Source organism: Sphingopyxis sp. HIX, assembly GCF_001468285.1.
Lineage (GTDB): Bacteria > Pseudomonadota > Alphaproteobacteria > Sphingomonadales > Sphingomonadaceae > Sphingopyxis.
In genome coordinates, this window is the sequence record NZ_LNSB01000042.1 from 21,719 (window position 1) to 47,822 (window position 26,104).

Below are 26,104 nucleotides of genomic sequence, written 5' to 3' on the forward strand. Positions count from 1 at the left end.
GCAAGCGAAACCCCTATCGGTCCGCCACGTTCCAATCAATCATCGCATAAGAGAGTCAAAAGATGGACATTCAGTTTGTCGCGCAAATCGATGCGTCTGCCGACGTCGTCGCTTTCCCCGTCCGCAAGGGCGGTGCCGCCGCGCTCGGCGCGCTGCTCGGCGCCGCCGCGACGCAGGCGCGCTTCGACGGCGCCGCGGGCGCGGTCGCCGAAACCGCGGCGATCGACGGCGACAAAGCGAAGCGGCTGCTGCTCGTCGGTATCGGCGAAGGCTCGGTCCAGGATCTCGAACGCGGCGGCGCGGCGCTGACCGCGAAGCTCCAGACCAGCGGCGTCACGACGGTGCACGTCGATTTCGCAAGCGCGGACGACAGCGATGCGCAGGATGTGCTCGCTTTCGCGACCGGCGCGCTGTTGCGGGGCTGGCGCCTCGACACCTATCGCACGCGCCTCGCCGACAATGCGAAGCCCAGCCTCCAGACGGTGGTGATCGCCTCGCCGCACGGCACGCCCGCGGGCTGGGCCGAGGCGCAGGCGATCGCGGATGGTGTGGCCTTCACGCAGACGCTCGTCGCCGAGCCGCCGAACATCCTCTACCCCGAGAGCTTCGTCGAGCGCTGCCAGCATCTCGCCGACCTCGGTGTCGAACTCGAGGTGCTCGACGAGCGCCAGATGAAGGCGCTCGGCATGGGCGCGCTGCTCGGCGTCGCGCAGGGCTCGACGCGCCCGCCGCGGCTGCTCGCGATGCGCTGGAACGGCGGCGAAGCTGGTCAGAAACCTGTTGCCTTCGTCGGCAAGGGCGTGACCTTCGACACCGGCGGCATCAGCATCAAGCCCGCCGCGGGCATGGACATGATGAAATGGGACATGGGCGGCGCGGGCGCCGTCGCGGGCGCGATGAAGGCGATCGCGGGGCGCAAGGCCAAGGCCAATGTCGTCGGCATCGTCGGGCTGGTCGAGAATATGCCCGACGGCAATGCGATGCGCCCCGGCGACATCGTCACCACCATGTCGGGCCAGACGGTCGAGGTGCTCAACACCGACGCCGAGGGCCGCCTCGTGCTCTGCGATGCGGTGACCTGGACGCAGAAGATCTACGAACCCTCGGTGATCGTCGATCTCGCGACGCTGACCGGCGCGATGGTGATCTCGCTCGGCCACGAATATGCCGGCATCTTCGCCAATGACGACGGCCTCGCCGACCAGCTGATCGCCGCGGGCGAGGCGTCGAACAACAAGCTCTGGCGCTTCCCGCTGTCGGCGGCCTACGACAAGCTGATCGACAGCCCGATCGCCGATATGAAGAATGTCGGTCCGCGCGAGGGCGGCTCGATCACCGCCGCGCAGTTCATCAAGCGCTTCGTCGACGAAGGCGTCAAATGGGCGCATCTCGATATCGCGGGCATGGCGTGGCACGACAAGGAAGGCCCGGTCTATGCCAAGGGCGCGACCGGTTACGGCGTGCGTCTGCTCGACCGCTTCATCGCCGATAATTTCGAGGGGTGATGCCGCTAGGCTCGTCATTCAATATCCACGTCGCCCCCGCGAAGGCGGGGGCCGCTGGAGGGTTGAATCCCTCGTCGTCGCGTAAACCGCCGGCGGCCCCCGCCTGCGCGGGGGCGACGTAGCAGCGATGCCCCGCGTCGACTTCTACCGCCTGACCCGCGACCCGGTGGAGCGCGTGCTGCCCGCGGTCGCGACGCGCATCCTCGCCAACGGCGACCGGCTGCTCGTCGTCGCGGGCCCCGCGATGCAGCGCCAGGCGATCGACGAGGCGCTGTGGACACTCCAGCCGGCGAGCTTCCTGCCGCACGGCGCCGCGGGCTCGCCCGACGAGGAGATCGAGCCGATCCTCATCGCGGGCACGCTCGCCGCGGCGCCGCCCAATCGCGCGACGCATCTCGCGCTCGCCGACGGCGAATGGCGCGAGGAAGCGCTGGGCTTCGAACGCACCTTCCTCTTCTTCGACAACAGCCGCATCGACGACGCCCGCGCGCTCTGGCGCGCCCTCGCGGCGCGCGACGACGTCGACAACCGCTTCTGGAAACAGGACGAAAATGGCCGCTGGAGCGAGGGGCCCTAGGCTGTGACCCCGGTCACCTCGCCCGCGCGCCCACCCGGTTAGGAAATGAGCGAACAGCAACAGGAGCTTGTCATGACCAAAGGCCCGTCGATCCTTCTCGCCGCCACCGCGCTTTTCCTCGCCGCCTGCGGCTCGCCGTCGGAGAAGGAGGTCGCGAGCGGCAGCTATACCGACCCCGACACCGGCGAGACCGCCGATTACAAGGTGACCACGAGCGCCGACGGCGACGAGGGCAAGGTCAGCATCAAGACCGCCGACGGCGAGATGAGCTTCGGCGGCGGCGCGGCGGCCAAGCTGCCCGCGGGCTTCACTCCCTATCCGGGGTCGAAGATGACCGGCGGCATGGCGACAACGGGCAAGGACGGTGCCAGCGGCCTCGCGAGCTTCGAGGTCGAGGGCAAGGCCGCCGACGTCATCGCGCATTTCCGCAAGCAGGCCGAAGGCGCGGGCATGAAGATCACGAGCGAGGTCAGCGCCGGCGACACGCTGATGTTCGGTGCCGAAAAGACCGGCGAGGGCAAGAACGGCGTCCATGTCACCGCGACGCAGGAGGGCGGCACGGTCACCGGCGCGGTGACCTACGGCGGCGGCTGATCCCGGCGCGGGACGCGGCTGCCCATCCTGCCTTGCGGTGCGGCGAAAGCGCGGCTAGAGGCGCGCGCAGATAGAACACACCAAAGCAGGAGCTTTCCCATGGCGGTCACCCGCACCTTTTCGATCATCAAGCCCGACGCCACCCGCCGCAACATCACGGGCGCCGTCACCAAGATGCTGGAAGACGCCGGCCTGCGCGTCGTCGCGTCGAAGCGCATCCACATGAGCCGCGAACAGGCCGAGGGTTTCTACGCGGTCCACAAGGAACGCCCCTTCTTCGGCGAACTCGTCGAATTCATGATCAGCGGCCCGGTCGTCGTCCAGGTCCTCGAGGGCGAAGACGCGATGCAGCGCAACCGCGACATCATGGGCGCGACCAACCCCGCCAACGCCGAGCCCGGCACGATCCGCAAGGAACTGGCCGAGAGCATCGAGGCGAACACCGTGCACGGCAGCGACAGCGACGAAAATGCGGCGATCGAAATCGCCTATTTCTTCAAGCCCGAAGAAATCGTCGGCTGATCCCCTCGGGATAGCGAAACAGAAGAGGCCGCCGGAGTAATCCGGCGGCCTTTTTTACGCGGTCTCTGGCTTGCGGACCAAAAGCCGCGACCTGACCTCATCGGGCTGCTTGCTGAGCGCAAGCAAGCGGCGCGAAAGGTCGAGGTTGGGTAGGGCAAATGCCATCACATGGGCAAATGTCCCGGCGATGAAAAAGGGGATCAGAATCAAGAGCGACGACCATTTCTGACTAAAAATTACGTAGAGTCCCATTCCGCCCGCCAGCGCCCATATGACGATACGCATCAAGCCATAGATCCTGTGGAATAATTTTTCCTTCTTCCACGGAATATCTTCGTCGACGGGCAGCATCCAATCGATGTCCGAAATCGAGAAATAATATTGCCCATCGATTTCGGTGAACTGATCGCGGAATTGTTGGGCAATAATCTCGTGCGACGAAATCGCGACCATCAAAACTCCTCCGCAAGCCGGATGCCGACCGAGCCATCACCGAAGTAGGCGGGGCGACAATAGCGGTGCTCGTCCATCTCGATCAAGGCCGCGCTTTCTGAAGCCCGAGGCGACGCGCTGAAGCGCGGGCCGCCGTCAGTCGAGCGCGGTGCGGGCCCAGCCGAACGTCGGCATCGCGTGATCCGCGGCGGGGCGGCTCGCCGCGGCGGCGTCGCGCAGCACCTGCACCGATTCGGGCCGGCACTTCTCGTCGAAGCCGGGAAAGCGGACCAATTTGTCCGCTTCATCCTCGGCGGCGCCCTCCACGGGTTCATATTTTCCGCACATCACCATCCAGAAGCCGAGCGTGCGCAGCGGCGCGGTCGCGGCGGGCTTGTTGTCGAAGGCGATAAAAGTGAAGGGCGTCGGATCGACCGTCCCGTCCTCGCCGGGTTCGGATTCGAGCTGGACGATCGCGATGTCGCCGTTGGAGACAACCACCGCGTCGCGCGGCACCGCCTTGGTCGCGATCCCGCTATTGCCTTGGCGCGCGAACCACTGGCCATCCTTGTGCAGCGCCCAGGTCGCGCAGTCGGGCCAAGCCGACACAGGTTTGGTGACGTCGACTGCGCAGTCCACCTCCTCGTCGAATTCGGGCATCAGCCATACGCCGTCGGCGAATTGCGGCGCGCCCGCGGTGTCGGCGGCGGTCAGCATCGGCTTGTCCGAAACGGCGATACCGCAGCCCGCGAGCAAAAACATCGACAGCGCCGCGAACAACCGCATCGTCAAAACTCCTCTGCGACCCCCATCAGCCCCGCCAGCTTCTTCGGCGCCACTGCGAGCCAGCTCTTGCGCAGCCACTCGCCGATCGCGTCCCAGTCGGTATCGCCGAGGTCGAGGCGGATGCCGACCCAGCCGTCGCCGAAATAGGCGGGGCGATAATAGCGCTCCTCGTCCATCTCGATCAAGGCGGCCTGCTCGTCGGCGCCGCTGATCTTGACCAGCAGCGCGATCTTGCCGTCGCCGTGGTGATCCTCGGTGAAATAGGCGAATTTCTTGCCTTTCACGATCCCGAAGCAGGGCATGCCGTGCGAGGTCACCTCGTCGGCCTCGGGCAGCGCCAGCGCGAGCTCGCGCACCCGGCTGCGCAGATAATCGGGCGAACGTTCGCGCATGACGAAGGCGGCGAGGGCCGCGGGATAGAGCTGATGCTCGGCAAAACGCACCCGCGCCGCGAGGCTCTCGACCGTATCGCCGGGTACGATCGCCACCGGCGTCTGTGCGAGCACCGGCCCGTCGTCGACCCCGACGGTCACGATATGCACGCTGCACCCGCCGAATGTGTCCCCTGCGTCGATGGCCTGTTGGTGGGTGTTGAGCCCCTTGTAGAGCGGCAGCAGGCTGGGATGGATGTTGACCATCCGGCCGGCCCAGCGCGCGACGAACGCGTCGCTCAATATGCGCATATAGCCCGCGAGCGCGACGAACTCGGCGCCCGCCTCGCGCAATTGCGCATCGACCAGTGCGTCGAAGGCCTCGCGGCCGAGGCCCTTGTGCGATTGGCTCCACGTCGCAACGCCTTCGGCATCGGCGATCGCGAGCCCCGGCGCGTCGGGATCGTTGCTCGCGACGAGCACCAGCTCATAGGGGCAGTCCGCGGCCTTCGCGGCATAGAGCAGCGCCGCCATATTGGTCCCGGCGCCCGAGATCAGCACGGCGACGCGCGCCTTAGCCATTATGCGTGGCGCTCCACGCGCCCATCGCGCTCCACGTCTCGGCCCCGCCGCTGACCGTGCAGCCCTTCGGCCCGTCGCCGATATGGCCGATCCGGAACACCGTTTCGCCCGCGGCTTCCAGCGCCGCGCGGACATCGGCGACGTCGGCTTCCGCCACGACCACCGCCATGCCGATCCCGCAATTGAAGGTGCGCGCCATTTCCTCGGGCTCGATATTCCCCTGCGCCTGCAGGAAGGCCATCAGCCGCGGCTGCTCCCATGCATCGGCATCGACGAAGGCGTGCAGGTCGGCGGGCAGAATCCGCGGGATATTCTCGAGCAGCCCGCCGCCGGTGATATGCGCCAGCGCGTGGACCTTGCCGGTCTTCACCAGCGGCAGCAGGCTCTTCACATAGATGCGCGTCGGCGCCATCAGCGCCTCGATCAGCAGCACGTCCTGGTCGAACAGGGCAGGGCGGTCGAGCTTCCACCCCTTGTCCGCCGCGAGCCGGCGCACGAGCGAAAAGCCGTTCGAATGCACCCCCGACGAGGCGAGCCCCAGGATGACGTCGCCCGCGGCGACCTTGTCGGCGGTCAGCACTTCGTGGCGCTCGACCGCGCCGACGCAGAAACCCGCGAGGTCGTAGTCGCCCTCGCTGTACATGCCCGGCATTTCGGCGGTTTCGCCGCCGATCAGCGCGCATCCGGCCTGCTTGCACCCCTCGGCGATGCTCGCGACGACCGCGGTCGCGACCGCGTTGTCGAGCTTGCCGGTGGCATAATAGTCGAGGAAGAAGAGCGGCTCGGCGCCCTGGACGATCAGGTCGTTCACGCACATCGCGACCAGGTCGATCCCGACCCCGGCGTGCTTGCCCGATTCGATCGCGAGCTTGAGCTTGGTGCCCACGCCGTCGTTCGCCGCGACGAGCAGGGGATCGCTGAACCCCGCCGCCTTCAGATCGAAAAAGCCGCCGAATCCGCCGAGGTCGGCATCGGCGCCCGGACGGCGCGTCGCACGCGCCAGCGGGGCGATGGCACGGACCAGCGCATTGCCGGCGTCGATCGAAACCCCGGCCTGGGCATAAGTGTATGCGGCGGCTTGCCCGTCCGACTTGTTCTGCTTGGAATCCATGGCACGCGCGACTAACGGTTCCAGCCGGCAAATGCCATGATTTCCTTGTCCCCGACGCGGGTTCGGGGCAGAGCATAGAGAAGTGATGATTTCGGCCGCGCCCTCCCGTTTCGCTCCCCGCTTCGACCTCGCCCGCCTGTTTGGCCGCGACCGGCGGATTGCCGCGCTTCTGGCGCTGCTCGCGCTCGCGCTCGTCGTCGGGGTGGTGCAGGGACAGATCGGCCGCGGCAACCGCGGCATCACCCCGATCAACAGCAGCGGCGACTTCCTGACCAGCGGCATATTGGTCGACGTCACCGGCGACAATGCCGACGACGCGCGCAGCAAGGGCTGGCGCGAGGCGCAGCGCAAGGGCTGGGCCCAGCTCTACCGTGCGACCAATGGCTCCGATGGCCCGGCGCTCGGCGATTCGGTGCTCGACGGCATCGTCACCGCGATCGTCGTCGAGGAAGAACAGATCGGCCCGCGTCGCTATGTCGCAAAGCTCGGCGTCCAGTTCGACCGCGTCCGCGCGGGGCAGATCCTGGGCGTCAGCGGCCGCACCCTGCGCTCGCCGCCCTTGCTCGTCATCCCCGTCTATTCGATCGACGGCATGCAGCAGGTGTTCGAACAGCGCAGCGCCTGGCAGCGCGCCTGGGCCGAATATAATACGGGGCAGAGCGCGATCGACTATGTCCGCACCGCGGGCACCGGCGCCGATACCTTGCTGCTCAATTCGGGGCAGGTCGGCCGACGCGGCCGCGTCTGGTGGCGCGTGATCCTCGACCAATATGGCGCCGCCGACGTGCTCGTGCCGATCGCGCGCGTCGAATACAGCTATCCCGGCGGGCCGATCACCGGCCATTTCACCGCGCGCTTCGGCCCCGACAACAAGCTGATCGGCGGCTTCACCATGACCGGGCCCAGCCCCGCCGCGCTGCCCGACATGATGGAAAAGGCGGTTGCGCGCATGGACCGCCTCTACACCGACGCGCTCGCCGCCGGGGTGCTGCGCACCGACACCTATCTCGTGCTCGAAAAGCCGGTCGCGGTCGAGGAGCTGCCCGAGGTCGCCGAAAGCGCCGACGCGCTGCCGACCGAAATCGACAACAGCGTGTCGACCGCGCCCGTCGCGGGCGCGCAGAGCTTCACCGTCCAGTACAGCTCGCCCGACGTCGAATCGGTGTCGGCGACCGAACGCAACGTCGGCGCCATCGCCGGCGTCCAGTCGGCCGCGACCTCCAGCCTCGCGCTCGGCGGTACCTCGGTGATGCGCGTGACCTTCCGCGGCGATCTTGCCGCACTCAAGGCGGCGCTCGAAGCGCGCGGCTACAAGGTGCAGGCGGGCGGGAGCACGCTGCGGATCAGCCGCTGATGGCGCGCACCGGACAGATCGCGCTCCCGCTCGACTGGAGCGCGGGGGGCAGCAACGACGGCCCGCTGATCGTCGGCACCAGCAACGCCGATGCGGTACGCTATCTCCGCCACGTCGCGACCTGGCCCGTGCGCACCGCGGTTCTCACCGGCCCGACGGGCTCGGGGCGCAGCCTGATCGGCCGCCTTTTCGCGCGCGAAACCGGCGGGCGCGTGATCGACGGGCACGACGGCGTCTCCGAAGAAGAGATTTTCCACGCCTGGAACGCCGCGCAGGCCAGCGGCACGCCCTTGCTGATCATCGCCGACGCGACGCCCGCCGAATGGGACATCGCGCTTCCCGACCTCCGCTCGCGGCTCGCCGCGGTGCCGGTGCTCACGATCGGCGCGCCCGACGACTGCCTCGCGCGGGACCTGATCGAGGCGCTCTTCGCGCAGCGCGGCATCGCGCTCGCGCCGGGCGTCGCCTCCTATATCGTGCCGCGCATGGAGCGCAGCTATAAGATGATCCACAGCATCGTCGCCGCGCTCGACGAGGCTTCGCTCGAACGCGGCCGCGCCATCGGCGTTCGTCTCACGCGTGAAACATTACTGTCACAGGGGCTGATCGATCCCGATCTCCTCGAAAGGCAGGATGGAACGATATGTCGATAGCCGGTGGACCTCTTCGCGCCGACAATGATGCCGACACGGCGGGGTCCGATTTCGGCCCCGAACGCTTTTTCAACCGCGAACTCAGCTGGCTCGCCTTCAACCGGCGGGTGATGGAGGAGGCGCGCAACCCCGCGCACCCGCTGCTCGAACGGCTGCGTTTCCTGTCGATCTCGGGCAGCAACCTCGACGAATTCTTCATGGTCCGCGTCGCGGGCCTCAAGGGCCAGCAACTGCAGGGGATCGACGATCCCAGCGCCGACGGCCGCTCGCCCGGCCAGCAGCTCGCCGAGATCGAGGCCGAGGTGAACCGCCTCGTCGACCAGCAGCAGAGCGAGTGGCAGCGGCTGCACCGCCTGCTCGGCGAACAGGGGATCGTCGTCCACGGCCCCGGCTCCGACGCGAACAAGCTGCGCACCGCGCTCCGCCAATATTTCATCGACCAGATCTTCCCGATCCTCACCCCGCAGGTGCTCGATCCGGCGCATCCCTTTCCCTTCATCCCCAACCGCGGCCTCGGGGTGATCTTCGATCTCGAACGCAAGGCGACGGGCGAGACGATTCGCGAACTGGTGATGATTCCGCCGTCGCTCGCGCGCTTCGTCGCGGTGCCCGCCGAGCCCTCGGCCTTCGTGCCGATCGAATATCTGATCGAGTTGTTCGGCGACACCTTGTTCCCCGGCTATCGCATCCGCTCGCGCGGGGTGTTCCGCATCATCCGCGACAGCGACATCGAGCTCGAGGAAGAGGCCGAGGATCTCGTGCGCCTGTTCCGCACCGCGATCCGCCGCCGCCGCCGCGGGCGCGTCATCCTGCTCGAACTCGCCGCCGACATGCCCGGCGAACTCGCCGCGGTGCTCGGCGACGACATCCAGGGGCATGAGGCGATCGTCGCCAAGATCGACGGCTTCGTCGGGCTCGCGGCGCTCTCGGCGCTGGTCGACGTCGACCGCCCCGACCTCAAATTTCCGGCCTTCTCGGCGCGTTTCCCCGAACGTATCCGCGAGCATGGCGGCGACTGTTTTGCGGCGATCCGCTCGAAGGACATCCTCGTCCACCATCCCTATGAGAGCTTCGACGTCGTGCTCTCCTTCCTGCGCCAGGCCGCCGCCGATCCCGACGTCGTCGCGATCAAGCAGACGCTCTACCGTGCGGGCAACCAGTCGCCGGTGATCCGCGCGCTGATCGAGGCCGCCGAGGCGGGCAAGTCGGTCACCGCGGTCGTCGAGCTCAAGGCGCGTTTCGACGAGGAGCAGAATCTGCTCTGGGCGAACCAGCTCGAACGCGCCGGGGTGCAGGTCGTCTACGGCTTCATCGAGTGGAAGACCCACGCCAAGATCTCGATGGTCGTGCGTCGCGAAGGGCAGGGGTACAAGACCTATTGCCACTTCGGCACCGGCAATTATCACCCGGTCACCGCGCGCATCTACACCGATCTGAGCTTCTTCACCGCCGACCCGCGCGCGGGGCGCGATGCGGCGCAGTTGTTCAATTACATCACCGGCTATGTCGAACCCGAACGGCTCGACATGATTACCATGTCGCCGCTCAACATGCGCAAACATTTGAGCGAATTGATCGATGCTGAGACCGCGGCGGCGCGCGCCGGGCTGCCCTCGGGGGTCTGGGCCAAGATGAACAGCCTCGTCGACCCCGACATCATCGACAAGCTCTACGAGGCGAGCGCCGCGGGGGTGCCGATCGAACTCGTGGTGCGCGGCATCTGCTGCCTGCGCCCCGGCGTGCCCGGGCTGTCGGCGACGATCCGCGTCAAGTCGGTCGTCGGGCGCTTCCTCGAGCACAGCCGCGTCTGGGCCTTCGCCAATGGCGCGGCGCTGCCGGGCCGCAATGCGAAGCTCTATATCTCCAGCGCCGACTGGATGCCGCGCAACTTCGACCGCCGCGTCGAATATATGATCCCGATCGAAAATCCGACGGTGCACGACCAGATATTGGACCAGGTGCTCGTCGCGAACCTCATCGACAATGAACAAAGCTGGGTGCTCCAGCCCGACGGCACCTACGTGCGCTTAACTCCGGACGACAAGCCCTTTAACTTGCACCATTATTTCATGACCAACCCGTCGCTCTCGGGCCGCGGCACGACGCTCAGCCAGCGTCAGGACGTGCCGACGCTCATCCTCGATATGCGCGAAGATTGACCCCCTTGCCCTTCCGCCGAATCCCCGCTCCCAAGGTCCACCGCTCGGCGGTCATCGACATCGGCTCGAACTCGGTGCGCCTCGTCGTCTATGAAGGCCCGCCGCGCGCGCCCGCGGTGATCTTCAACGAGAAGGTGGCGGCCGGCCTCGGCCGCGGCCTCGCGATCGACGGCCGCATCGCCCCCGAGGATGCCGAGCGCGGCCTCTATGCGCTCCGCCGCTACGCGCTGCTCGCCAAGCATATGGAGGTGCAGGACCTGCAATGCGTCGCGACCGCTGCGGTGCGCGACGCGAGCAACGGCCCCGACTTCATCGCCGGAGCCGCCGAAGCGGGGCTCGAAATCCGGCTGCTCTCGGGGCAGGAGGAAGCCGAGGCCGCGGGTAATGGCGTGATTGCGGCAATCCCCGACGCGCATGGCATCGCGGTCGATCTCGGCGGCGGCAGCCTCGAGCTGGCGCAGGTTTCGAACGGCCAGGTCGGCCGCCGCAACAGCTTCCCGCTTGGTGTTCTCCGCCTCCCCGCGCTGCGCAAGGACGGACATCAGGCGTTCGAGCGCACGCTGCGCAAGATGCTGCGCGCCAAGGGCTGGCCGGGCGATTGCGCGGGGCTGCCGCTCTACCTCGTCGGCGGCTCGTGGCGCGCGCTCGCGCGGCTCGATCTCGAACTCACCAAGGACCCGCTCGCGGTGCTCGACCAGCACACGCTGCCGCGCACCGCGCTCCGCCGCCTGATCCGCGCGACGCGGCGGCTGAGCTTCGAGGAACTGAAGGCGATCCCCGGCATGGCGTCGAACCGCGCCGCCTCGCTACCCGACGCCGCCGCGCTGCTCGCGGCGCTCGCCAACATCATCGACGTGCCCGAAATGACCGTCTCGTCGTCGGGGCTGCGCGAAGGTTTGCTCTATCAGGCGCTCGACGCGGGCACGCGGGCGCAGGATCCGCTGATCGTCGCCGCCGAGTTCGAGGGCCGCCGCCTCGCGCGTTTTGCGCCGCACGGCCCCGCGCTCGCCGAGTGGATCGCGCCGCTCTTCGCCAGCGAGGACCAGGCCGACAGCCGCATCCGCCTCGCCGCGAGCCTGCTCAGCGACGTCGCCTGGTCGGCGAACCCCGATTTCCGCGCCGAGCGCGGCACCGAGATCGGCCTCCACGGCAACTGGCGCGGCATCGACATTCCCGGGCGCATCCTGCTCGCGCGCGCGCTGCACGCGGGGTTCGGCGGCGCCGACGGCGATTTCCCGGCGATGGGCAGTCTCGTGTCCAGCGAGCGGCTGGCGCGCGCGCGGCAATGGGGGCTCGCGATCCGCCTCGCGCAGCGGCTGACCGGCGGGGTCGAGGCGCCGCTCAAGGCGAGCCGCATCGCGCAGGAGGATGGCAAGCTGGTGCTCCGCCTCGACGCCGGCTGGCATCATCTGGCGGGCGAATCGGTCGATCGCCGCCTGCGCTCGCTCGCGCAGGCGCTCGACGCCAAACCCGAACTCGTGCTGCTTTAGGCCGCGTCGATCGGCGCGGGGTTTTCGATCTCGCTCATCACCAGCTTGCCGTTCTTGACCGCAAAGCCCATCCGCCCCTCGACCAGGTCGAGCGCGGCATGGCCGAAGACATCGTGGCGCCAGCCCTGGAGCATCGGAATGGCGTCGCGCCGCCCCGCCGCCAGCGCCTCGAGGTCGTCGCTCCGTGCGATCAGCCGCGCCGCGACATTGAGCTCGCGCGCGCGAATCTTGAGCAGCAGCTTCAAAAGGTCGGCAACCAGCACACCCTCCTTGCCGAGCCCCGGCCCGCGCGGCGCCCGGTCAGGCATGTCGTCGCGGCCGAGCGGCTCGGCATTGGCGAGCGCGTCCATCAGCCGGCTGCCGATGTCGTTCGAGCGCCAGGTCGCCGACAGCCCGCGCACGCGGCCGAGCCCGTCCTGGTCCTTCGGCGGATGCGCGGCGAGGTCGGCGAGCGTCTCGTCCTTGACGATACGCCCACGCGGCAGGTTCTTGGTCCGTGCCTCGCGCTCGCGCCACGCGGCGAGCGCCTTCAGCCGTCCGAGCACGTCGGGCTTGCGCGACGGGATCTTGATGCGGTGCCAAACTTGGTCGGGATCGACGTTGTAATTGGCCGGATCGGCGAGCTTTTCCATTTCCTCGTCGAGCCAGTGGCCGCGCCCGGTCTTGACCAGCTTCTTGAGCATCATCGGGAAAATCTTGGCGAGATGCGTGACGTCGCCGATCGCATAGTCGATCTGGCGCTTGTCGAGCGGGCGGCGGCTCCAGTCGGTGAAGCGCGCGCCCTTGTCGAGATGGAGGCCGATCCACGCCTCGACCAGGTTCGAATAGCCGACCTGCTCGGCCTGGCCGAGCGCCATCTGGCCGATCTGCGTGTCGAAGATCGGGTGCGGCGTCTTCCCCGTCAGGTTGAAGATGATTTCGACATCCTGCCCGCCCGCGTGGAAGACCTTCAGCATCTCCTCATTGTCGACGAGCATGTCGAGCAGCGGGGTCAGGTCCATGTCCTTGGCCATCGGGTCGATCGCCGCGGCATGTTCGCTGTCGGCGACCTGAATCAGGCAGAGTTCGGGCCAGAAGGTATTCTCGCGCATGAACTCGGTATCGACGGCGATGAAATCGCTGTTCTCGATCAATTTGCAGAATTCGGCGAGCGCGGCGCTGGTTTCGATGAGCGGATGGACTTGCATGCCGCGCCTATACAGCTAGTTGATGCAGACGGGCAGGAAAATTTGCCCGAGCTCTTCGGGGTCGTGGAGCCGGAACACCGGCCGGGAAACGCGAAGGGGTATCGACATGCATTGGGTCGGTTGGGGGCTGGCGGCGCTCGGATTCGCGCTGCTTTTCGGACAATATCTCGCGGGACAGGCCGACATCTTCGTGTCGATCGCCAATCCGCGCCCGCTCGACGAGGAGTCGATGACGGTCACCATGCGCTGGTGGGGGCTCGCCGCCGAGTCGCACCAGCCCTTCGTCACGCCCGAATCCGATCATGGACTGTGCGACGTGCGCGTCTATGCGACGCGGAAGCAGGTGCTGACCGCGATCGCCAGTTTCGGCGCGGTGCGGCCGGTCACCATCGCCTGGCGCGCAAACGCCGGCATCCATCCGCTGGGAGACGCGTGATGCCGATCGTGAAGCTCGGCGCGGAGGCCGACTGGACCAATTATCACGGCACCGGCGTCTGCGAGGGCGCGGTGCGCTATGCGCTGCGCAGCGGCGACGCGCCGCGCGGGCGCGACGAGCTGGCGGCGGCCGCGGCGGCGGTGCGCGAATGGCTGGCCGACGCCCAGCGTCAGGGAAAGCGCGTGCGCCCGCTCGGCGCGGGCTGGTCGCCGTCGAACGTCAATATCTGTTCGCAGGCGTGGCTGCTCCACACGCGCCGTTTCAACCGCTGCTTCCGCATCGCCGCGGGCGACGTGCGGCCGGGCGTCGATGCTGCGGGGCTGATGCTCGCCCAGGCGGGGGCGCTCGTCGACGAGGTTTCCGACAAGCTCGAGGAGCAGGGGCGTTCGCTCTGGACCAGCGGCGCGGGCAACGGCCAGACCTTCGCGGGCGCCGCGGCGACCGGCACGCACGGGTCGATGGTGACGCGCGGCGGCATCCAGGACCATATCCGCGCGGTGCAGGTCGTCACGCCGTCGGGCGTCCACTGGGTCGAGCCCGCCGCGGGGCTGATGAGCGACGCCTTCATCGCCGCCACCGGCTCGGTGCCGCTGCGCGACGACGATCTCTTCGCGGCGGTCCAGCTTCCCGTCGGGGCGCTCGGTATCGTCACCGCGCTCGTCGTCGATAGCGTCCCCAAATTCCTCGTCCGCCCGATCCAGAATTTGCGCAAAGTCGACTGCGCGGCTCTGGGCTGGCTGGCGGCGGGCGCTTTCCGGCGCTTTTCGGCGGCCTACGCGCTCGATCGCGAGCCCGACTTCGTGCAGATGATCGTCAATCCCTTCAAGCCGTTCAAGCGGCCCGCGATGCTGCGTTTCCTGTATCGCGAGGAATGGCGCCAGGACTATCCGCACGCCACGCCCGGCCAGATGGGCGCGGGTTACGACGCGCTGAGCCTGCTCGGCAAATTGCTCGACGATTATCCCTGGGCGCGCGGCGCGTTGCTCCAGTTCGCGATGAAGCAGGGCTATGCCGCGGGGCCCGACGTGGGCGACCCGCCGGTCTACGGCACATGGGGCGAGGGGCTCGATACGCACCGGCCGCTCGCCGACCTGTTCAACGCGTCGGTCACGATCGACCGCGCCGAACTGGCGCGCGTGTTCGAGCTGATCTGCGCGGTCTATACCAGGCATGGCGGCTCGACCGCGGTGACGATCCGCTTCATGGAACGCGCCGAAGGGCTGCTTGCGCCTGCGCGTTTCGAGCATAATGCGGTGATCGACTTCGACGGCCCGCGCAGCCAGCGCACCGCCGACGCCTATGCCCGCGTCGTCGACCTGCTCGACCGCGAGGGCGTGGCCTTCACGCGCCACTGGGCGAAGAGCTGCCGCCTCGACGCGGCGCGCATCGCGGGCGACTATGGCGACGATCTCACCCGCTGGCGCGCCGCGCGCGACCGGCTGCTGCCCGACCCCGCGCACCGCGCGCTGTTCGGCAGTCCGGTGCTCGACGGGCTCGGCCTGACGGTCTGAATCGCCTACAAGTCTTGACAAATGGCGCGCCGTGCTGCCTTGGGCGCGGCCATATCGGTGCGTTTCCGCGCGCGCCTCCCCGGACATTCGAAAGACGAAAAAATGCACGCCTATCGTACCCATACATGCGCCGATCTTCGCGCCGCCAACGTCGGCGAGGAAGTTCGTCTCTCGGGCTGGGTGCACCGTACGCGCGAGCATGCCAATGTGCTCTTCGTCGACCTGCGCGACCATTATGGCATCACCCAGATCGTCGTCGAGACGGGGTCGGAGCTCTATCCGACGGTCAACGGCGTCGGTCCCGAATCGGTCCTGACCTTCACCGGCAAGGTCGCGGCGCGCTCGCCCGAGACGCTCAACCCCAAGCTCGCGACCGGCGAGATCGAAATCTATCCGAGCGCGGTAACCGTCCAGTCGGCGGCCGACCGCCTGCCGTTGCCGGTGTTCGGCGAGACCGAATATCCCGAGGAAATCCGCCTCACCAACCGTTTCCTCGATCTCCGCCGCGAGCGGCTGCACAAGAATATCGTGCTGCGCTCGAACGTGATTTCGTCGCTGCGCCGCCGGATGATCGATCAGGGCTTCACCGAATTCCAGACGCCGATCCTGACCGCGAGCAGCCCCGAGGGCGCGCGCGACTATCTGGTGCCGAGCCGCGTTCATCCCGGCAAATTCTACGCGCTGCCGCAGGCGCCGCAGATGTTCAAGCAGCTGCTGATGGTCGCGGGCTTCGACCGCTATTTCCAGATCGCGCCCTGCTTCCGCGACGAGGACGCGCGCGCCGACCGTAGCCCGGGCGAATTCTACCAGCTCGACTTCGAGATGAGCTTCGTCACGCAGGACGACGTCTTCGCCGCGATCGAACCCGTGCTGCACGGCGTGTTCGAGGAATTTGCGGACTTCGACGGCAAGGGCCGGACCGTCTCGCCGCTGCCGTTCCAGCGCATTCCCTACCGCGAATCGATGCTGAAATATGGCAGCGACAAGCCCGACCTGCGCAACCCGCTGCTCGTCCATGACGTCGGCACCTTCTTCAAGGGTTCGGGCTTCGGCCGCTTCGCCGCGATGGTCGAGGAAGGCCAGGTCGTCCGCGCCGTCGCCGCGCCCGAAACGCATGAGAAGAGCCGCAAATTCTTCGACGAGATGAACAGCTGGGCGCAGTCGGAAGGCTTCCCGGGCCTCGGCTATGCGACGCAGAAGGACGGCGTGTTCGGCGGCCCGATCGCCAACAACCATGGCCAGGACGGCATGAAGGCGATCGCCGACGCGATGGGCCTGGGCCCGAACGACGGCATCTTCTTCGCCGCGGGCGTCGAGGCGAAGGCGGCGAAGCTTGCGGGCCTCGCGCGCACCCGCGTCGCCGATCAGCTCGATCTCATCGACAAGAGCCGCTTCGAATTCTGCTGGATCGTCGACTTTCCGATGTTCGAGGCCGACGAAGAGACCGGCAAGATCGATTTCAGCCACAACCCCTTCTCGATGCCGCAGGGCGAGATGGACGCGCTGACGAACAAGGACCCGCTCGACATCCTCGCCTATCAGTATGACATCGTCTGCAACGGCGTCGAACTGTCGTCGGGCGCGATCCGGAACCATCGCCCCGACATCATGTATAAGGCCTTCGAGATCGCCGGTTACAGTCAGGCCGACGTCGACACGAACTTCGCGGGCATGATCAACGCCTTCAAGTTCGGCGCGCCGCCGCACGGCGGGTCGGCGCCGGGGGTCGACCGCATCGTGATGCTGCTCGCCGACGAGCCCAACATCCGCGAAGTCATCGTCTTCCCGATGACCCAGAAGGCCGAGGATCTGATGATGGGCGCCCCCGCGCCGGTCAGCGAAAAGCAGCTCAAGGAACTGAGCATCCGTCTCGTGGACGGGCCGAAAGGCTGACGCGAGCATTGAAAGGGAACCGACGCCATTTTGTCCGTCATCCCGGCGAAGGCCGGGATCTCGACCTCTCGTTCGGCTGTAACGGCGAGATCCCGGCCTTCGCCGGGATGACGATCTAGGTGGCGCAGCCGCGCGAACACCGGCTCGCGACGCCGGATGGCGACCTCTGCTGGTTCGAATGGGGCGCGCGCTCGCAGCGGCCGTCGGTGCTGCTGCTCCATGCGACCGGCTTTCACGCCCGGCTGTGGGATCAGGTCGTCGCGGCGCTGCCTACGGACACGCATGTCGTCGCGCCCGACAGCCTGGGGCATGGCCGCAGTGCCAAGCCCGCCGCGCCGTTCGACTGGGCGAAGACCGCCGATTTCCTGCTGCCGCTGGTCGATCGTTTCGCGGGCACGCCGCTCGTCGGCTGCGGGCACAGCATGGGCGGCTATCTGCTGACGCGGCTCGCCGCCGAGCGGCCCGCGGCGTTCAAGCACCTGTTTCTGATCGACCCGGTGATCATGGACCCGGCCTTCTACGCCGATGCCGTCGGGCAGCCCTTGCCCGATCCCGCCGAGCATCCCGTCGCGCGCCGCCGGGCGCGCTGGGAGGCGTGGGAGGCGATGCGCGCGCATTTCGGCAAGCGGCCGCCCTATATGCATTGGGACCCCGTGGTCCTCGCGGACTATTGCCGTCACGGGCTGCTGCCCGCGGCCGATGGCGAGGGATATGAGCTGGCTTGCCCGCCGGCGGTCGAGGCTTCGGTCTATTTGAGCGCGCTTCGCACAAACCCGCACGACTGGTTCGCCGGCATCGCCGCGCCGGTCAGCGTGATCCGCGCGCAGACCGGGGAACGGGCAGGGGCGCTCGATTTCTCGGTCAGCCCGACCTGGCCCGCGCTCGGCGCGAAGCTCGGCGCAGTGCGCGACGAGCAATGGGGCGAGCGCAGCCACTTCATCCCCATGGAGGCGCCGCAACGCCTCGCCGACCTCATCGCCGCCGCGCTTTGACAGGCCCGCCGGGCTGCGATAGCCAGCCAGCGGGGTTGACGGGCATCGGGGGGACGAGATGGGCCAGGGACGATGGATGCTGGGTGCGGCGCTGGTCTGCGCCGCGGTGCCGGCGGCGGCGGAGACGCTGACCGTTTCGGGGAGCTACCCCGCGGGCAACGGAAACATCAACGACCTGATCAGCATCGCGGTCGACCGCTTCGAGGGCGAGGACGGCAGTGCGCTGTCGCAGGCGCTCGAGGGCGAACTCACCGGGGTGCGCTTCGGCGGCCAGCCCTATTTCCGCGTCGTCGCGCCCGAATCGGGGGTGCCGACCGACGCGCTGGTGACCGGCAGCGTGCGCACCGCCGTCGACGAGACGGGCACCACCGAGAAGCGCAAGCGCTGCATCGAGCAGGACCCCGCCGACAAGAACAAGTGCCTGAAGGAAGAGGAATATGACCTCCGCTGCCGCCGCCGCGTCGCGACGGTCAGCACCAACGTCCGCCTCGTCGCGATGGGCGACGGCAGCATCCGCTACACCCGCCCGCTGACCGCGCGCGACGAGCAGACCTGGTGCCCCGACCGCAAGGCGAACCGCACGGTCGAAAGCTTCGTCGACCAGACGATCGACGCGCAGGTCCGCACGATCCGTTACGACCTCGCGCCGAGCGGCTTTTCGGACAATGTCCGCGTCGACGAGAATCGCAAGGGCCTCCCCAAAGCGGCCGCGGACGCGTTCAAGAACGCGATCCGCCAGACCAAGAGCGACCAGGCCGGCGCCTGCGACAGCTGGGCGGCGATCGCCCGCGACGCCGAGCCGACCGCGGCGCTCGCCTTCAACCTCGGCCTCTGCGCCGAGGCGCGGCGCGACTTCGTTGCGGCGATCGACTGGTACGGGCAAGCGCAGCGGCTGGGGTCGAAGAACCGCGACATCGGCGAGGGGCTGACGCGGATCGACCGCCATCGCCGCGCGCTCGCCGACTGGGACGCGCGGCAGCAACTGCTCGCCGGGCGGTAAGGAAGGCGCGCCGCGCTGTGCCAAAGGGCGACAGCCGTGCGAAGGGCGCTTGGTGATCATAGGCCGGGCGCGCTAAGGCGTGTCGCATGACCATCGACCTCTCCGACTTCGAATCCGGCGCCAAATATGACGGCGACTATGCCGAGGACCTCAAGGCGCTCGAGGATCGTCTCGAGCGGCTGCAGGCGGCGCACATCATCCACGGCCAGCGCAGCATCATCATGTTCGAGGGATGGGACGCGGCGGGCAAGGGCGGGATCATCCAGCGGCTGACCGCCTCGCTCGACCCGCGCTATTTCGAAGTGTGGCCGATCGCGGCGCCGAGCGACGAGGAAAAGGCGCGCCATTTCCTCTGGCGCTTCTGGAAGCGGCTGCCCGGCAACCGCGACATCTCGATCTTCGATCGCAGCTGGTACGGGCGTGTCCTCGTCGAGCGCGTCGAGGGCTATGCCAGCGAGGGCGAGTGGCGCAAGGGCTATGACGAGATCAACGAGTTCGAGGCGCAGCTGACCGGCAGCAAGACGCACCTGGTCAAATTGTTCATCCACATCACGCAGGACGAGCAGGACAAGCGCTTCGCCGACCGGCTCGACGACCCGTGGAAGCGGTGGAAGACCGGCGCCGACGATTATCGCAACCGGTCGAAGCGCAAGGAATATCTGGCGGCGATCCACGAGATGTTCGCGCAGACCGACACGCGCTGGGCGCCGTGGAAGGTGATCGACGGCAACAACAAGAAGGCCGCGCGCATCGCGGCGCTGACGCATATCGCCGACACGCTGGAGGCCGTGGTGCCGATGACGCCCCCCGAACGCGACCCCGCGACGGTCAAGCTGGCGCACAAGGCGTTCGGCTACGAGCCCAAAGACTAGGTTTTTCGGCCCGCTCGGCTAGCCAATTCGCACCCCGGTCGCTACATGGGGTGGGATGAGCCGCGCCAAGAGATCCGACGACTGGGGTTTTCCCCGCTGGCGCCCCTATGGATCGTCGCGCGAGGCGCAGAAGGTGCGCCTCTGCGACCGCCACGGTTGCACCGACCCCGGAAACTGCCCAGCGCCCAAATCGCCGAACAGCCCCGAACGCTGGTATTTCTGCGAGACGCACGCCGCCGAATATAATCGCGGCTGGGACTATTTCGAAGGCCTGAGCGCCGAAGACGCCGCCGAACGCGCCGCCGAGGAAGCGCGCGGCGCGCGCAGCTATGCCAAGGCGCAGCACTATGCCTGGGGCGGATCGGGCGACGGCAGCCGCAGCGCCGACGAGATGCGCGCGCTCGAAATCCTCGGGCTCGAGCCCGATGCCGATTTCGAAGCGACCAAGAAAGCGTGGCGCGCGCTCGCCAAGGAATGCCATCCCGACGTCAAGCCGGGCGATGCCGAGGCGGCGAAACGCTTCGCCGCGGGGCAGGCGGCGTTCGAGGTGCTCAAGCAGGCCGAAGAGCGGAAGAGCTGGAAACCGGCGTAACGCGCGCATTGTCGTCCATGTAGATCGCTATTGACTCTATGTTATATATTTTTAACATGGAGTCATAAATAACGAACATCAGGGGGATGATATGAGAACGATGATGGCCGTGTTGCTCGCCGCGGCGCTGACGACGCCAGCGTTGGGCCAGTCGGCAGGCTTTCGCGATCAGGGGCTCGGCCGCGCCGAGGGGATCGTCGGTGTCGGCTTCACGCTGCCGCTGGGCGGCGGCCGCAAGGCCGAGCCGCCGCGCCTCGAACTGCGCATGGCGCGCGATACGATCAACATGGACGGCAGCCGCCAGTCGGATCGCGAGACGCGGCGCTTCGAAAGCCGTGTCGGCATCGCGCTCGACGGCGAACAGAGCCTGCTCCTCAACGGTCGCGCGCTCGAGCGGAAACAGCGGAACAACCTCTCGACCGAGGCGGGAATCGCGATCGGCGTCGTCGCGGTGCTGGTGATCGGCGGGCTGCTGGTCGCCGACGCGGCGCGCGACGCGTCGGAATAGGGGGCTGGTTTCGGGCGGTTGCGGCCATCTTAATCCTCCCTGCGGCGTAGCCGTGGGGAGGGGGAGCACCCGGAGGGTGGTGGAGGGGTGCGGGTGGTCATACGCCGAGTTCGGCTGCACGCACCCCTCCACCATGCTTCGCATGGTCCCCCTCCCCATCGCTTCGCGACAGGGAGGATTAAGTACGTCCGCTCCCCACCCCAAGCCGGCCGCTATCTATAAATGCACCCATCCAGCCCGTCGCGCCCGACCACTCCGATGCGCGCGCGGATCGTGTTCCCGTAACGCCGCGTGAAACCCGACGGACTGATCGCCTCGCGCTTCTTGGGCAAGGGCAGGATCGCGGCGATGCGCGCGGCCTCGGTCGGGGTCAGCTTGGCCGCGCCATGCTTGAAATAGCGTAGCGAGCCTGCTTCCACACCATAGGTGCCGAGCCCGGTTTCGGCGACGTTGAGATAGACCTCCATGATCCGCCGCTTGCCCCAGATCTTCTCGATCAGGAAGGTGAACCAGATTTCGGGGACCTTGCGGACATAGCGCGTCCAGCCGCTGCCCTGCCACAGGAAGACGTTCTTGGCGGTCTGCTGGCTGATCGTCGAGCCGCCGCGCAGCCTTTTGCCCTTGGCGTTGCGCTCGATCGCCTCCTCGATCGCGTCGCGGTCGAAGCCGTCGTGGCTGCAGAATTTGCCGTCCTCGGCGGCGATCGCGGCGCGCACCATGTTGCGGTCGATGTTCGACAGGCTCTCCCAATCCTTGGTGATGCCGTTGCCGTCGGTGAGCATCGTCACCGTCACCGGCGGCGGCACGACGGCATAGATCAGCACCCAGGCGACCGTGATGACGATGAACCACAGCAGCCATTTGAAGGGCCGCAGATACCAGGGCAGCTTGCGGCGTTTGGGTTTCGGCTTCGCAGTGGTCATGCCCGTGTCTTAGCCGCTTGGCCGCGGGCGGCAAGCCGGTGCGTCTATGGCGCCGCCGGATCGAAAAGGATTACTGCATTGGCGGGCGGCAGGCCGTCGATCGGGCGTCGTGCCTCCGCCTGCCAGGGCTTGCCCGCGTCGAAGTCGGCGATGTCGGCGTAGCGCCCGGCGATTTGCCCGGCGCCGAAGCGATAGGGCAGGCCCTCGCTATCGAGCGGCGTGGGCCCGTCGGCGATATGGAAATGCAGGTGCGGCTGGGTGACATGGCCCGAGGCGCCGACCTTGCCGATGACCTCGCCGCGCCGCACGCGCAGGCCGGCGCGGAGGCTGAGGCCGGGGGCGAGATGCTGGTAGAAGGCGTGGCGGCCGTCGGCGAGGCGCAGCACGATCATCGCGCCGGTCTCGTCCTCGACATTGGGGCGGGCGCCGGGGGAGGGCCCGGTCTTGACGGAGACGATCTCGGCATCGGCGACCGCGAGCACATCGGCGCCCGATCCGTCGGGCGCGACCCCGGTGCCGGTCGAGGCCGGGTCGAAGCCCGCGGCGGGCATCCAGTCGATCGCGTGGCGGCCGGGGATGTGGACGCGGCCGCGCACCGCATAGGGAAAGCGGCGATGGCCGTTGTCGATATCGGGCAGGGCAATCGCTGCCCACGGCCCGCCGCGCAGCGGGGCGCCGAGCCTCGCCTCGAAGGCCGGGCGCGGGGTGAAGGCGCCGCCGGCGATGGTGACCGGGTCGGATGTGCCGTCCTCGCGCTGCGGGACGAAGCGGATGTGATGGACCAGCGCCGCCGGTCGGCTGCCGGTCCAGGGCACCGAGAGGTAGAAGATCGCGCGCTGGCCGGGGGCGAGGTGGTTCGCGGGTCCGGTCGCGGCGCCGATCCGCCGCATCGTAGTCGCGGGGTCGCTCCGCGCGATGCGCTTGCCGTCGGCCGCGACGAGCACATCGACCGAGGCGATCGCCAGCGTCCGCGCCGAGAAATTGGTCGTGTGCAGTTCGTAGACCAGCCGGTCCTCGCCATCGATGCGCGCGATCGGCGGCGTGTAGGGCAGCTCGAGGTGGAGCGACTGATAGGGCCGGATATCGGCAGGCGGTTCGGCAGGGACGGCGGCGAGGGGTGCGGCAAGCAGGACGGCGAGGAAGGGCAGCGACATGGGGCGATCTCCAGCGGGACGGGCCCGCCGGTTGCGCCGGATCGCCGCGGCGCGGCGAGCGCCGATCTGCGAACGGGATTATTCGGCCGGCTGGGCGGGCGGGTGCAGCAGCGCCGCCAGATTGTCGCGGAAGCGGCGGCTGAGGCGGAGGTCCTGCCCCGTGGTCAGCCGCACATGCGCGTCGCCGCGGCCGATCGGGTCGATGGCGCGGACGCGGTCGAGGCGGATCAGCGCGCCGCGGTGGATGCGTGCGAAGTCGTCGGCGGGCAGCCGTGCCGCGAGCGAGGTCAGCGATTCCTCGATCAGATAGGCGCGGCCCTCGCTGTGGACCTCCGCATAGTCGCCCGCGGCGCCGATCCAGTCGATCGCCGCAAAGGGGACGCGCTGGACGCGGCCGCGCGCGCGGATCAGCAGCGCGTCGTCGTTCGCCGGACGCTGCACGGGTTCGATGCGGCGCGGCCAGCGCGTCCACCCGATCGTCAGCGCCACCAGCGCGGCATAGAGCATCGTATTGCTGTCGAAATTGCGCACGAACATATGCTCGACCATCGCGCCGCGCGTCGGCACCGCCTCGCCGCGATAGAGCGGCCAATAGACGAGCCCGAAGAGCAGGACATGCGCGCCCGCGACCACGGGCCAGAGCGCGAGATAGGCGGCGACGCGCAGCCACCAGCGGCGGATGCGGCGCTCGATCGTCAGCACCGCGCGGACGATCGGCCAGCTGAGCAGCACCCAGACCGAATAGATTGCCGCGCTATAGCCGATCGACGGCCACCACGCCTGTGGCTGGCCGCGCCACGCGGCGACGCCATAGCCCTGCGCCGCCTGGACCAGCGCGATCAGGCTCCAGCCGATCAGGACGACAGCGATCCACCGGCGCGGGCCCGCGGGCGCGCGAAGGCGGAACGCCGGCATCTTCGGTCGGGTCAGGCGCCGACGAGGCGGCGGTCGCCTGCGAGCTTGAGCATCGCCTTCTGCAGCTTTTCGAAGGCGCGCACCTCGATCTGGCGCACGCGTTCGCGGCTGACGTCATAGACCTGGCTCAGGTCCTCGAGCGTCTTGGGATCGTCGGTCAGGCGGCGTTCGGTCAGGATGTGGCGCTCGCGCTCGTTGAGCGTGTCGAGCGCCTCGTTGAGCAGGGCGTGGCGCACGTCGCGTTCCTCGGCCTCGGCGACGCGCTCGTCCTGCAGCGGGCCTTCGTCGCCGAGCAGGTCCTGCCACTGGCTGTCGCCATCCTCGCCCATGGGCACGTTGAGCGAGGTGTCGCCGCCCATCGCCATGCGGCGATTCATGCTGACCACTTCGTCCTCGGTCACGCCGAGGTCGGTGGCGATCTTCGCGACATGTTCGGGCGACAGGTCGCCGTCCTCGAACGCCTCGAGATTGTTCTTCATCCGGCGGAGGTTGAAGAAGAGCTTCTTCTGCGCCGCGGTGGTGCCCATCTTCACGAGGCTCCACGAGCGGAGGATGAATTCCTGGATCGAGGCGCGGATCCACCACATCGCATAGGTGGCGAGGCGGAAGCCGCGGTCGGGGTCGAATTTCTTCACCCCCTGCATCAGCCCGATATTGCCTTCGCTGATCAGCTCGCTGACCGGCAGGCCATAGCCGCGGTAGCCCATCGCGATCTTCGCGACGAGGCGGAGGTGGCTGGTCACCAACTGCGCGGCGGCTTCATTGTCGCCATGTTCCTGGAAACGCTTGGCGAGCATGAACTCCTGCTCGGGGGTGAGCAGGGGGAATTTGCGGATTTCGGCCAGGTAGCGGTTCAGGCTCGCCTCACCGCCGAGCGCGGGCACCACTGCCGGAACATTGCTTTTATTAGCCATAGGAGAGCGTCTTCCCTATCAGTCTTTGGAGAAAATATGCCGCGGTTGGCTCCGCCGGTCGAGATAGATTTTCATTCGAAACTTAAACGCGCAATTTGTCGATCAGTTCCCGCATATCCGCGGGTATTTCGCTGTCGAGCGCGATGGCGTTACCGCTCACCGGATGAATAAAGCCCAAATGGGCCGCGTGCAATGCCTGCCGCGCGAAACCCAGCGTTTTGAGCACGTCCGACAGCGGCTTTTTGGCGCGGCCATAGACCGGGTCGCCGACCAGCGGATGGCCGATATGCGTCATGTGGACGCGCACCTGGTGCGTCCGCCCGGTTTCGAGCCGGCATTCGATCAGCGTCGCGCCATTGAGCGGCTCGATCGAGCGGTAATGCGTCACCGCATGCTTGCCGCGGCCTTCGGCGACCACCGCCATCTTCTTGCGGTTGGTGCTCGAGCGTGCGAGCGCGGCGTCGACGCGGCCGTTCGCGGGCATCGGCCGTCCCGTCGCGACTGCGAGGTAGCGGCGGTCGATGCTGTGCGCGGCGAATTGCTTGGCGAGCCCCTCGTGCGCCTTGTCGTGCTTGGCGGCGACGATCAGCCCGCTGGTGTCCTTGTCGATGCGGTGGACGATCCCCGGCCGCGCGACCCCGCCGACCCCCGACAATTGCCCCGCGCAATGGTGGAGCAGGGCGTTGACGAGCGTGCCGTCGAGATTGCCCGCCGCCGGGTGGACGACCAGCCCGGCGGGCTTGTCGACGACGATCAGATGTTCGTCCTCATAGGCGACGACGAGGTTCAGGTCCTGCGCGACATTATGCGCCGGGGCGGGCTTCGGAAGCCGCAAGGCGAGCGTCGCGGGCACCGCCTTCGCCGCGGGGTCCCACAGCGTGGTGCCCTGCGCATCGGTGACGCGGCCGCCCTTGATCAGGGTCTTCAGCCGTTCGCGCGAAAGTTCGGGCAGGGCCTCGGCGAGCGCGCGGTCGAGGCGCAGGCCGGCGGCGCACTCGCCGAGCGCCACGGTCAAAACTTCGTCATCCCCCTGCATTGGCCGCGATATGGGGTTGGGGGGCGGATTTTCAA

At 67.9% G+C, this 26,104-nt stretch carries 26 protein-coding genes; 16 read left to right on the forward strand and 10 right to left on the reverse strand.

Translation table 11 applies throughout. From position 1 onward, the window contains the following. The first annotated feature begins 62 nt into the window (after positions 1 to 62). The 4 genes from ATE62_RS17875 (at position 63) to ndk (ending at position 3,198) form a co-directional block, all read left to right on the forward strand. Positions 63 to 1,505, forward strand: a complete 1,443-nt coding sequence (locus ATE62_RS17875; RefSeq protein WP_058808955.1) for a leucyl aminopeptidase — start codon at positions 63 to 65, stop codon at positions 1,503 to 1,505. A 127-nt stretch (positions 1,506 to 1,632) separates the two neighbouring features. Then, complete coding sequence (locus tag ATE62_RS17880) at positions 1,633 to 2,082, forward strand: DNA polymerase III subunit chi (protein ID WP_058808956.1); 450 nt, start codon at positions 1,633 to 1,635, stop codon at positions 2,080 to 2,082. 72 nt (positions 2,083 to 2,154) lie between these two features. After that, entirely contained in the window at positions 2,155 to 2,676 is a 522-nt protein-coding gene (locus ATE62_RS17885) for a GAD domain-containing protein (protein ID WP_058808957.1), read from the forward strand. Between the two features lie 99 nt (positions 2,677 to 2,775). Next, a complete protein-coding gene (ndk, locus tag ATE62_RS17890; RefSeq protein WP_058808958.1) occupies positions 2,776 to 3,198 on the forward strand; it encodes a nucleoside-diphosphate kinase in 423 nt (140 codons plus the stop codon). Positions 3,199 to 3,252: 54 nt separating this feature from the next. On the opposite strand, the gene ATE62_RS17895 is transcribed toward ndk, so the two are convergent. The 4 genes from ATE62_RS17895 to purM all read right to left on the reverse strand — a co-directional run bounded on the left by ATE62_RS17895 (position 3,253) and on the right by purM (position 6,480). After that, a complete protein-coding gene (locus ATE62_RS17895; protein ID WP_058808959.1) occupies positions 3,253 to 3,651 on the reverse strand; it encodes a hypothetical protein in 399 nt (132 codons plus the stop codon). Between the two features lie 135 nt (positions 3,652 to 3,786). Beyond that, complete coding sequence (locus ATE62_RS17900; RefSeq protein WP_058808960.1) at positions 3,787 to 4,416, reverse strand: hypothetical protein; 630 nt, start codon at positions 4,414 to 4,416, stop codon at positions 3,787 to 3,789. 2 nt (positions 4,417 to 4,418) lie between these two features. Continuing rightward, the gene (purN, locus tag ATE62_RS17905; protein ID WP_058808961.1) at positions 4,419 to 5,369 is read right to left on the reverse strand and encodes a phosphoribosylglycinamide formyltransferase; all 951 of its coding nucleotides are present in this window, start codon (positions 5,367 to 5,369) and stop codon (positions 4,419 to 4,421) included. Further along, positions 5,362 to 6,480: a phosphoribosylformylglycinamidine cyclo-ligase gene (gene purM, locus ATE62_RS17910; protein ID WP_058808962.1), complete on the reverse strand. Its 1,119-nt coding sequence runs from the start codon at positions 6,478 to 6,480 to the stop codon at positions 5,362 to 5,364. The genes purN and purM overlap by 8 nt, the downstream gene beginning before the upstream one ends. Before the next feature lie 85 nt (positions 6,481 to 6,565). Between purM and ATE62_RS17915 the strand changes: the two genes are divergently transcribed. From ATE62_RS17915 to ATE62_RS17930, 4 genes are read left to right on the forward strand one after another with little or no spacing between them, the layout of a single operon-like run. Further along, the gene (locus tag ATE62_RS17915) at positions 6,566 to 7,834 is read left to right on the forward strand and encodes a hypothetical protein (protein WP_058808963.1); all 1,269 of its coding nucleotides are present in this window, start codon (positions 6,566 to 6,568) and stop codon (positions 7,832 to 7,834) included. After that, a complete protein-coding gene (locus ATE62_RS17920; protein WP_058808964.1) occupies positions 7,834 to 8,487 on the forward strand; it encodes an HdaA/DnaA family protein in 654 nt (217 codons plus the stop codon). Before ATE62_RS17915 ends, ATE62_RS17920 begins: the two co-directional genes overlap by 1 nt. After that, complete coding sequence (locus ATE62_RS17925) at positions 8,478 to 10,646, forward strand: RNA degradosome polyphosphate kinase (RefSeq protein ID WP_058808965.1); 2,169 nt, start codon at positions 8,478 to 8,480, stop codon at positions 10,644 to 10,646. The genes ATE62_RS17920 and ATE62_RS17925 overlap by 10 nt, the downstream gene beginning before the upstream one ends. Positions 10,647 to 10,651: 5 nt before the next feature. Further along, positions 10,652 to 12,136 carry a Ppx/GppA family phosphatase gene (locus ATE62_RS17930; RefSeq protein ID WP_058808966.1) on the forward strand — a complete coding sequence of 495 codons (1,485 nt, stop codon included), beginning with the start codon at positions 10,652 to 10,654 and terminating at the stop codon, positions 12,134 to 12,136. Here ATE62_RS17930 and rnd read toward each other — a convergent pair. After that, the gene (gene rnd / locus ATE62_RS17935; protein ID WP_058808967.1) at positions 12,133 to 13,323 is read right to left on the reverse strand and encodes a ribonuclease D; all 1,191 of its coding nucleotides are present in this window, start codon (positions 13,321 to 13,323) and stop codon (positions 12,133 to 12,135) included. The two genes, ATE62_RS17930 and rnd, sit on opposite strands and share 4 nt — an antisense overlap. Before the next feature lie 106 nt (positions 13,324 to 13,429). On the opposite strand from rnd, the gene ATE62_RS23695 reads away from it, so the two are divergent. The 8 genes from ATE62_RS23695 (at position 13,430) to ATE62_RS17975 (ending at position 21,127) form a co-directional block, all read left to right on the forward strand. Next, a complete protein-coding gene (locus tag ATE62_RS23695) occupies positions 13,430 to 13,759 on the forward strand; it encodes a hypothetical protein (RefSeq protein ID WP_058808968.1) in 330 nt (109 codons plus the stop codon). Continuing rightward, positions 13,759 to 15,270, forward strand: a complete 1,512-nt coding sequence (locus tag ATE62_RS17945) for an FAD-binding protein (RefSeq protein WP_058808969.1) — start codon at positions 13,759 to 13,761, stop codon at positions 15,268 to 15,270. The genes ATE62_RS23695 and ATE62_RS17945 overlap by 1 nt, the downstream gene beginning before the upstream one ends. Before the next feature lie 102 nt (positions 15,271 to 15,372). Continuing rightward, complete coding sequence (gene aspS, locus ATE62_RS17950) at positions 15,373 to 17,163, forward strand: aspartate--tRNA ligase (protein WP_058808982.1); 1,791 nt, start codon at positions 15,373 to 15,375, stop codon at positions 17,161 to 17,163. A 119-nt stretch (positions 17,164 to 17,282) separates the two neighbouring features. Next, entirely contained in the window at positions 17,283 to 18,155 is an 873-nt protein-coding gene (locus ATE62_RS17955) for an alpha/beta fold hydrolase (protein WP_058808970.1), read from the forward strand. A gap of 58 nt (positions 18,156 to 18,213) precedes the next feature. Further along, positions 18,214 to 19,155, forward strand: a complete 942-nt coding sequence (locus ATE62_RS17960; RefSeq protein WP_156420594.1) for a hypothetical protein — start codon at positions 18,214 to 18,216, stop codon at positions 19,153 to 19,155. A gap of 86 nt (positions 19,156 to 19,241) precedes the next feature. Continuing rightward, on the forward strand, positions 19,242 to 20,027 hold the full coding sequence (locus ATE62_RS17965) for a polyphosphate kinase 2 family protein (protein WP_058808972.1): 786 nt from the start codon (positions 19,242 to 19,244) through the stop codon (positions 20,025 to 20,027). Between the two features lie 55 nt (positions 20,028 to 20,082). Next, the gene (locus tag ATE62_RS17970) at positions 20,083 to 20,619 is read left to right on the forward strand and encodes a J domain-containing protein (protein WP_058808973.1); all 537 of its coding nucleotides are present in this window, start codon (positions 20,083 to 20,085) and stop codon (positions 20,617 to 20,619) included. Between the two features lie 91 nt (positions 20,620 to 20,710). Then, positions 20,711 to 21,127 carry a hypothetical protein gene (locus ATE62_RS17975; RefSeq protein WP_156420595.1) on the forward strand — a complete coding sequence of 139 codons (417 nt, stop codon included), beginning with the start codon at positions 20,711 to 20,713 and terminating at the stop codon, positions 21,125 to 21,127. Positions 21,128 to 21,339: 212 nt separating this feature from the next. On the opposite strand, the gene mtgA is transcribed toward ATE62_RS17975, so the two are convergent. From mtgA to ATE62_RS18000, 5 genes are all read right to left on the reverse strand, one after another. Next, positions 21,340 to 22,050, reverse strand: a complete 711-nt coding sequence (gene mtgA, locus ATE62_RS17980) for a monofunctional biosynthetic peptidoglycan transglycosylase (protein WP_058808975.1) — start codon at positions 22,048 to 22,050, stop codon at positions 21,340 to 21,342. 44 nt (positions 22,051 to 22,094) lie between these two features. Next, entirely contained in the window at positions 22,095 to 23,204 is a 1,110-nt protein-coding gene (locus tag ATE62_RS17985) for a M23 family metallopeptidase (protein WP_058808976.1), read from the reverse strand. Between the two features lie 78 nt (positions 23,205 to 23,282). Next, positions 23,283 to 24,119 carry a LytR/AlgR family response regulator transcription factor gene (locus ATE62_RS17990; RefSeq protein WP_058808977.1) on the reverse strand — a complete coding sequence of 279 codons (837 nt, stop codon included), beginning with the start codon at positions 24,117 to 24,119 and terminating at the stop codon, positions 23,283 to 23,285. 11 nt (positions 24,120 to 24,130) lie between these two features. After that, positions 24,131 to 25,033, reverse strand: a complete 903-nt coding sequence (gene rpoH, locus ATE62_RS17995; protein ID WP_058808978.1) for an RNA polymerase sigma factor RpoH — start codon at positions 25,031 to 25,033, stop codon at positions 24,131 to 24,133. Positions 25,034 to 25,115: 82 nt separating this feature from the next. Then, a complete protein-coding gene (locus ATE62_RS18000) occupies positions 25,116 to 26,069 on the reverse strand; it encodes an RluA family pseudouridine synthase (RefSeq protein ID WP_058808979.1) in 954 nt (317 codons plus the stop codon). Positions 26,070 to 26,104 lie beyond the last annotated feature (35 nt).

Coding starts and splice junctions, on each gene's coding strand:
- ATE62_RS17895 (WP_058808959.1), bottom strand. CDS start 3,651: ATGGTCGCGATTTCGTCGCACGAGATTATTGCCCAACAATTCCGCGAT.
- ATE62_RS17875 (WP_058808955.1), top strand. CDS start 63: ATGGACATTCAGTTTGTCGCGCAAATCGATGCGTCTGCCGACGTCGTC.
- aspS (WP_058808982.1), top strand. CDS start 15,373: ATGCACGCCTATCGTACCCATACATGCGCCGATCTTCGCGCCGCCAAC.
- ATE62_RS17985 (WP_058808976.1), bottom strand. CDS start 23,204: ATGTCGCTGCCCTTCCTCGCCGTCCTGCTTGCCGCACCCCTCGCCGCC.
- ATE62_RS17945 (WP_058808969.1), top strand. CDS start 13,759: ATGCCGATCGTGAAGCTCGGCGCGGAGGCCGACTGGACCAATTATCAC.
- purM (WP_058808962.1), bottom strand. CDS start 6,480: ATGGATTCCAAGCAGAACAAGTCGGACGGGCAAGCCGCCGCATACACT.
- ATE62_RS17990 (WP_058808977.1), bottom strand. CDS start 24,119: ATGCCGGCGTTCCGCCTTCGCGCGCCCGCGGGCCCGCGCCGGTGGATC.
- ATE62_RS17970 (WP_058808973.1), top strand. CDS start 20,083: ATGAGCCGCGCCAAGAGATCCGACGACTGGGGTTTTCCCCGCTGGCGC.
- ATE62_RS23695 (WP_058808968.1), top strand. CDS start 13,430: ATGCATTGGGTCGGTTGGGGGCTGGCGGCGCTCGGATTCGCGCTGCTT.
- rnd (WP_058808967.1), bottom strand. CDS start 13,323: ATGCAAGTCCATCCGCTCATCGAAACCAGCGCCGCGCTCGCCGAATTC.
- mtgA (WP_058808975.1), bottom strand. CDS start 22,050: ATGACCACTGCGAAGCCGAAACCCAAACGCCGCAAGCTGCCCTGGTAT.
- rpoH (WP_058808978.1), bottom strand. CDS start 25,033: ATGGCTAATAAAAGCAATGTTCCGGCAGTGGTGCCCGCGCTCGGCGGT.
- ATE62_RS17885 (WP_058808957.1), top strand. CDS start 2,155: ATGACCAAAGGCCCGTCGATCCTTCTCGCCGCCACCGCGCTTTTCCTC.
- ATE62_RS17900 (WP_058808960.1), bottom strand. CDS start 4,416: ATGCGGTTGTTCGCGGCGCTGTCGATGTTTTTGCTCGCGGGCTGCGGT.
- ATE62_RS17975 (WP_156420595.1), top strand. CDS start 20,711: ATGAGAACGATGATGGCCGTGTTGCTCGCCGCGGCGCTGACGACGCCA.
- ATE62_RS17960 (WP_156420594.1), top strand. CDS start 18,214: ATGGGCCAGGGACGATGGATGCTGGGTGCGGCGCTGGTCTGCGCCGCG.
- ATE62_RS18000 (WP_058808979.1), bottom strand. CDS start 26,069: ATGCAGGGGGATGACGAAGTTTTGACCGTGGCGCTCGGCGAGTGCGCC.
- ATE62_RS17965 (WP_058808972.1), top strand. CDS start 19,242: ATGACCATCGACCTCTCCGACTTCGAATCCGGCGCCAAATATGACGGC.
- ATE62_RS17915 (WP_058808963.1), top strand. CDS start 6,566: ATGATTTCGGCCGCGCCCTCCCGTTTCGCTCCCCGCTTCGACCTCGCC.
- ATE62_RS17920 (WP_058808964.1), top strand. CDS start 7,834: ATGGCGCGCACCGGACAGATCGCGCTCCCGCTCGACTGGAGCGCGGGG.
- ATE62_RS17880 (WP_058808956.1), top strand. CDS start 1,633: ATGCCCCGCGTCGACTTCTACCGCCTGACCCGCGACCCGGTGGAGCGC.
- ndk (WP_058808958.1), top strand. CDS start 2,776: ATGGCGGTCACCCGCACCTTTTCGATCATCAAGCCCGACGCCACCCGC.
- purN (WP_058808961.1), bottom strand. CDS start 5,369: ATGGCTAAGGCGCGCGTCGCCGTGCTGATCTCGGGCGCCGGGACCAAT.
- ATE62_RS17925 (WP_058808965.1), top strand. CDS start 8,478: ATGTCGATAGCCGGTGGACCTCTTCGCGCCGACAATGATGCCGACACG.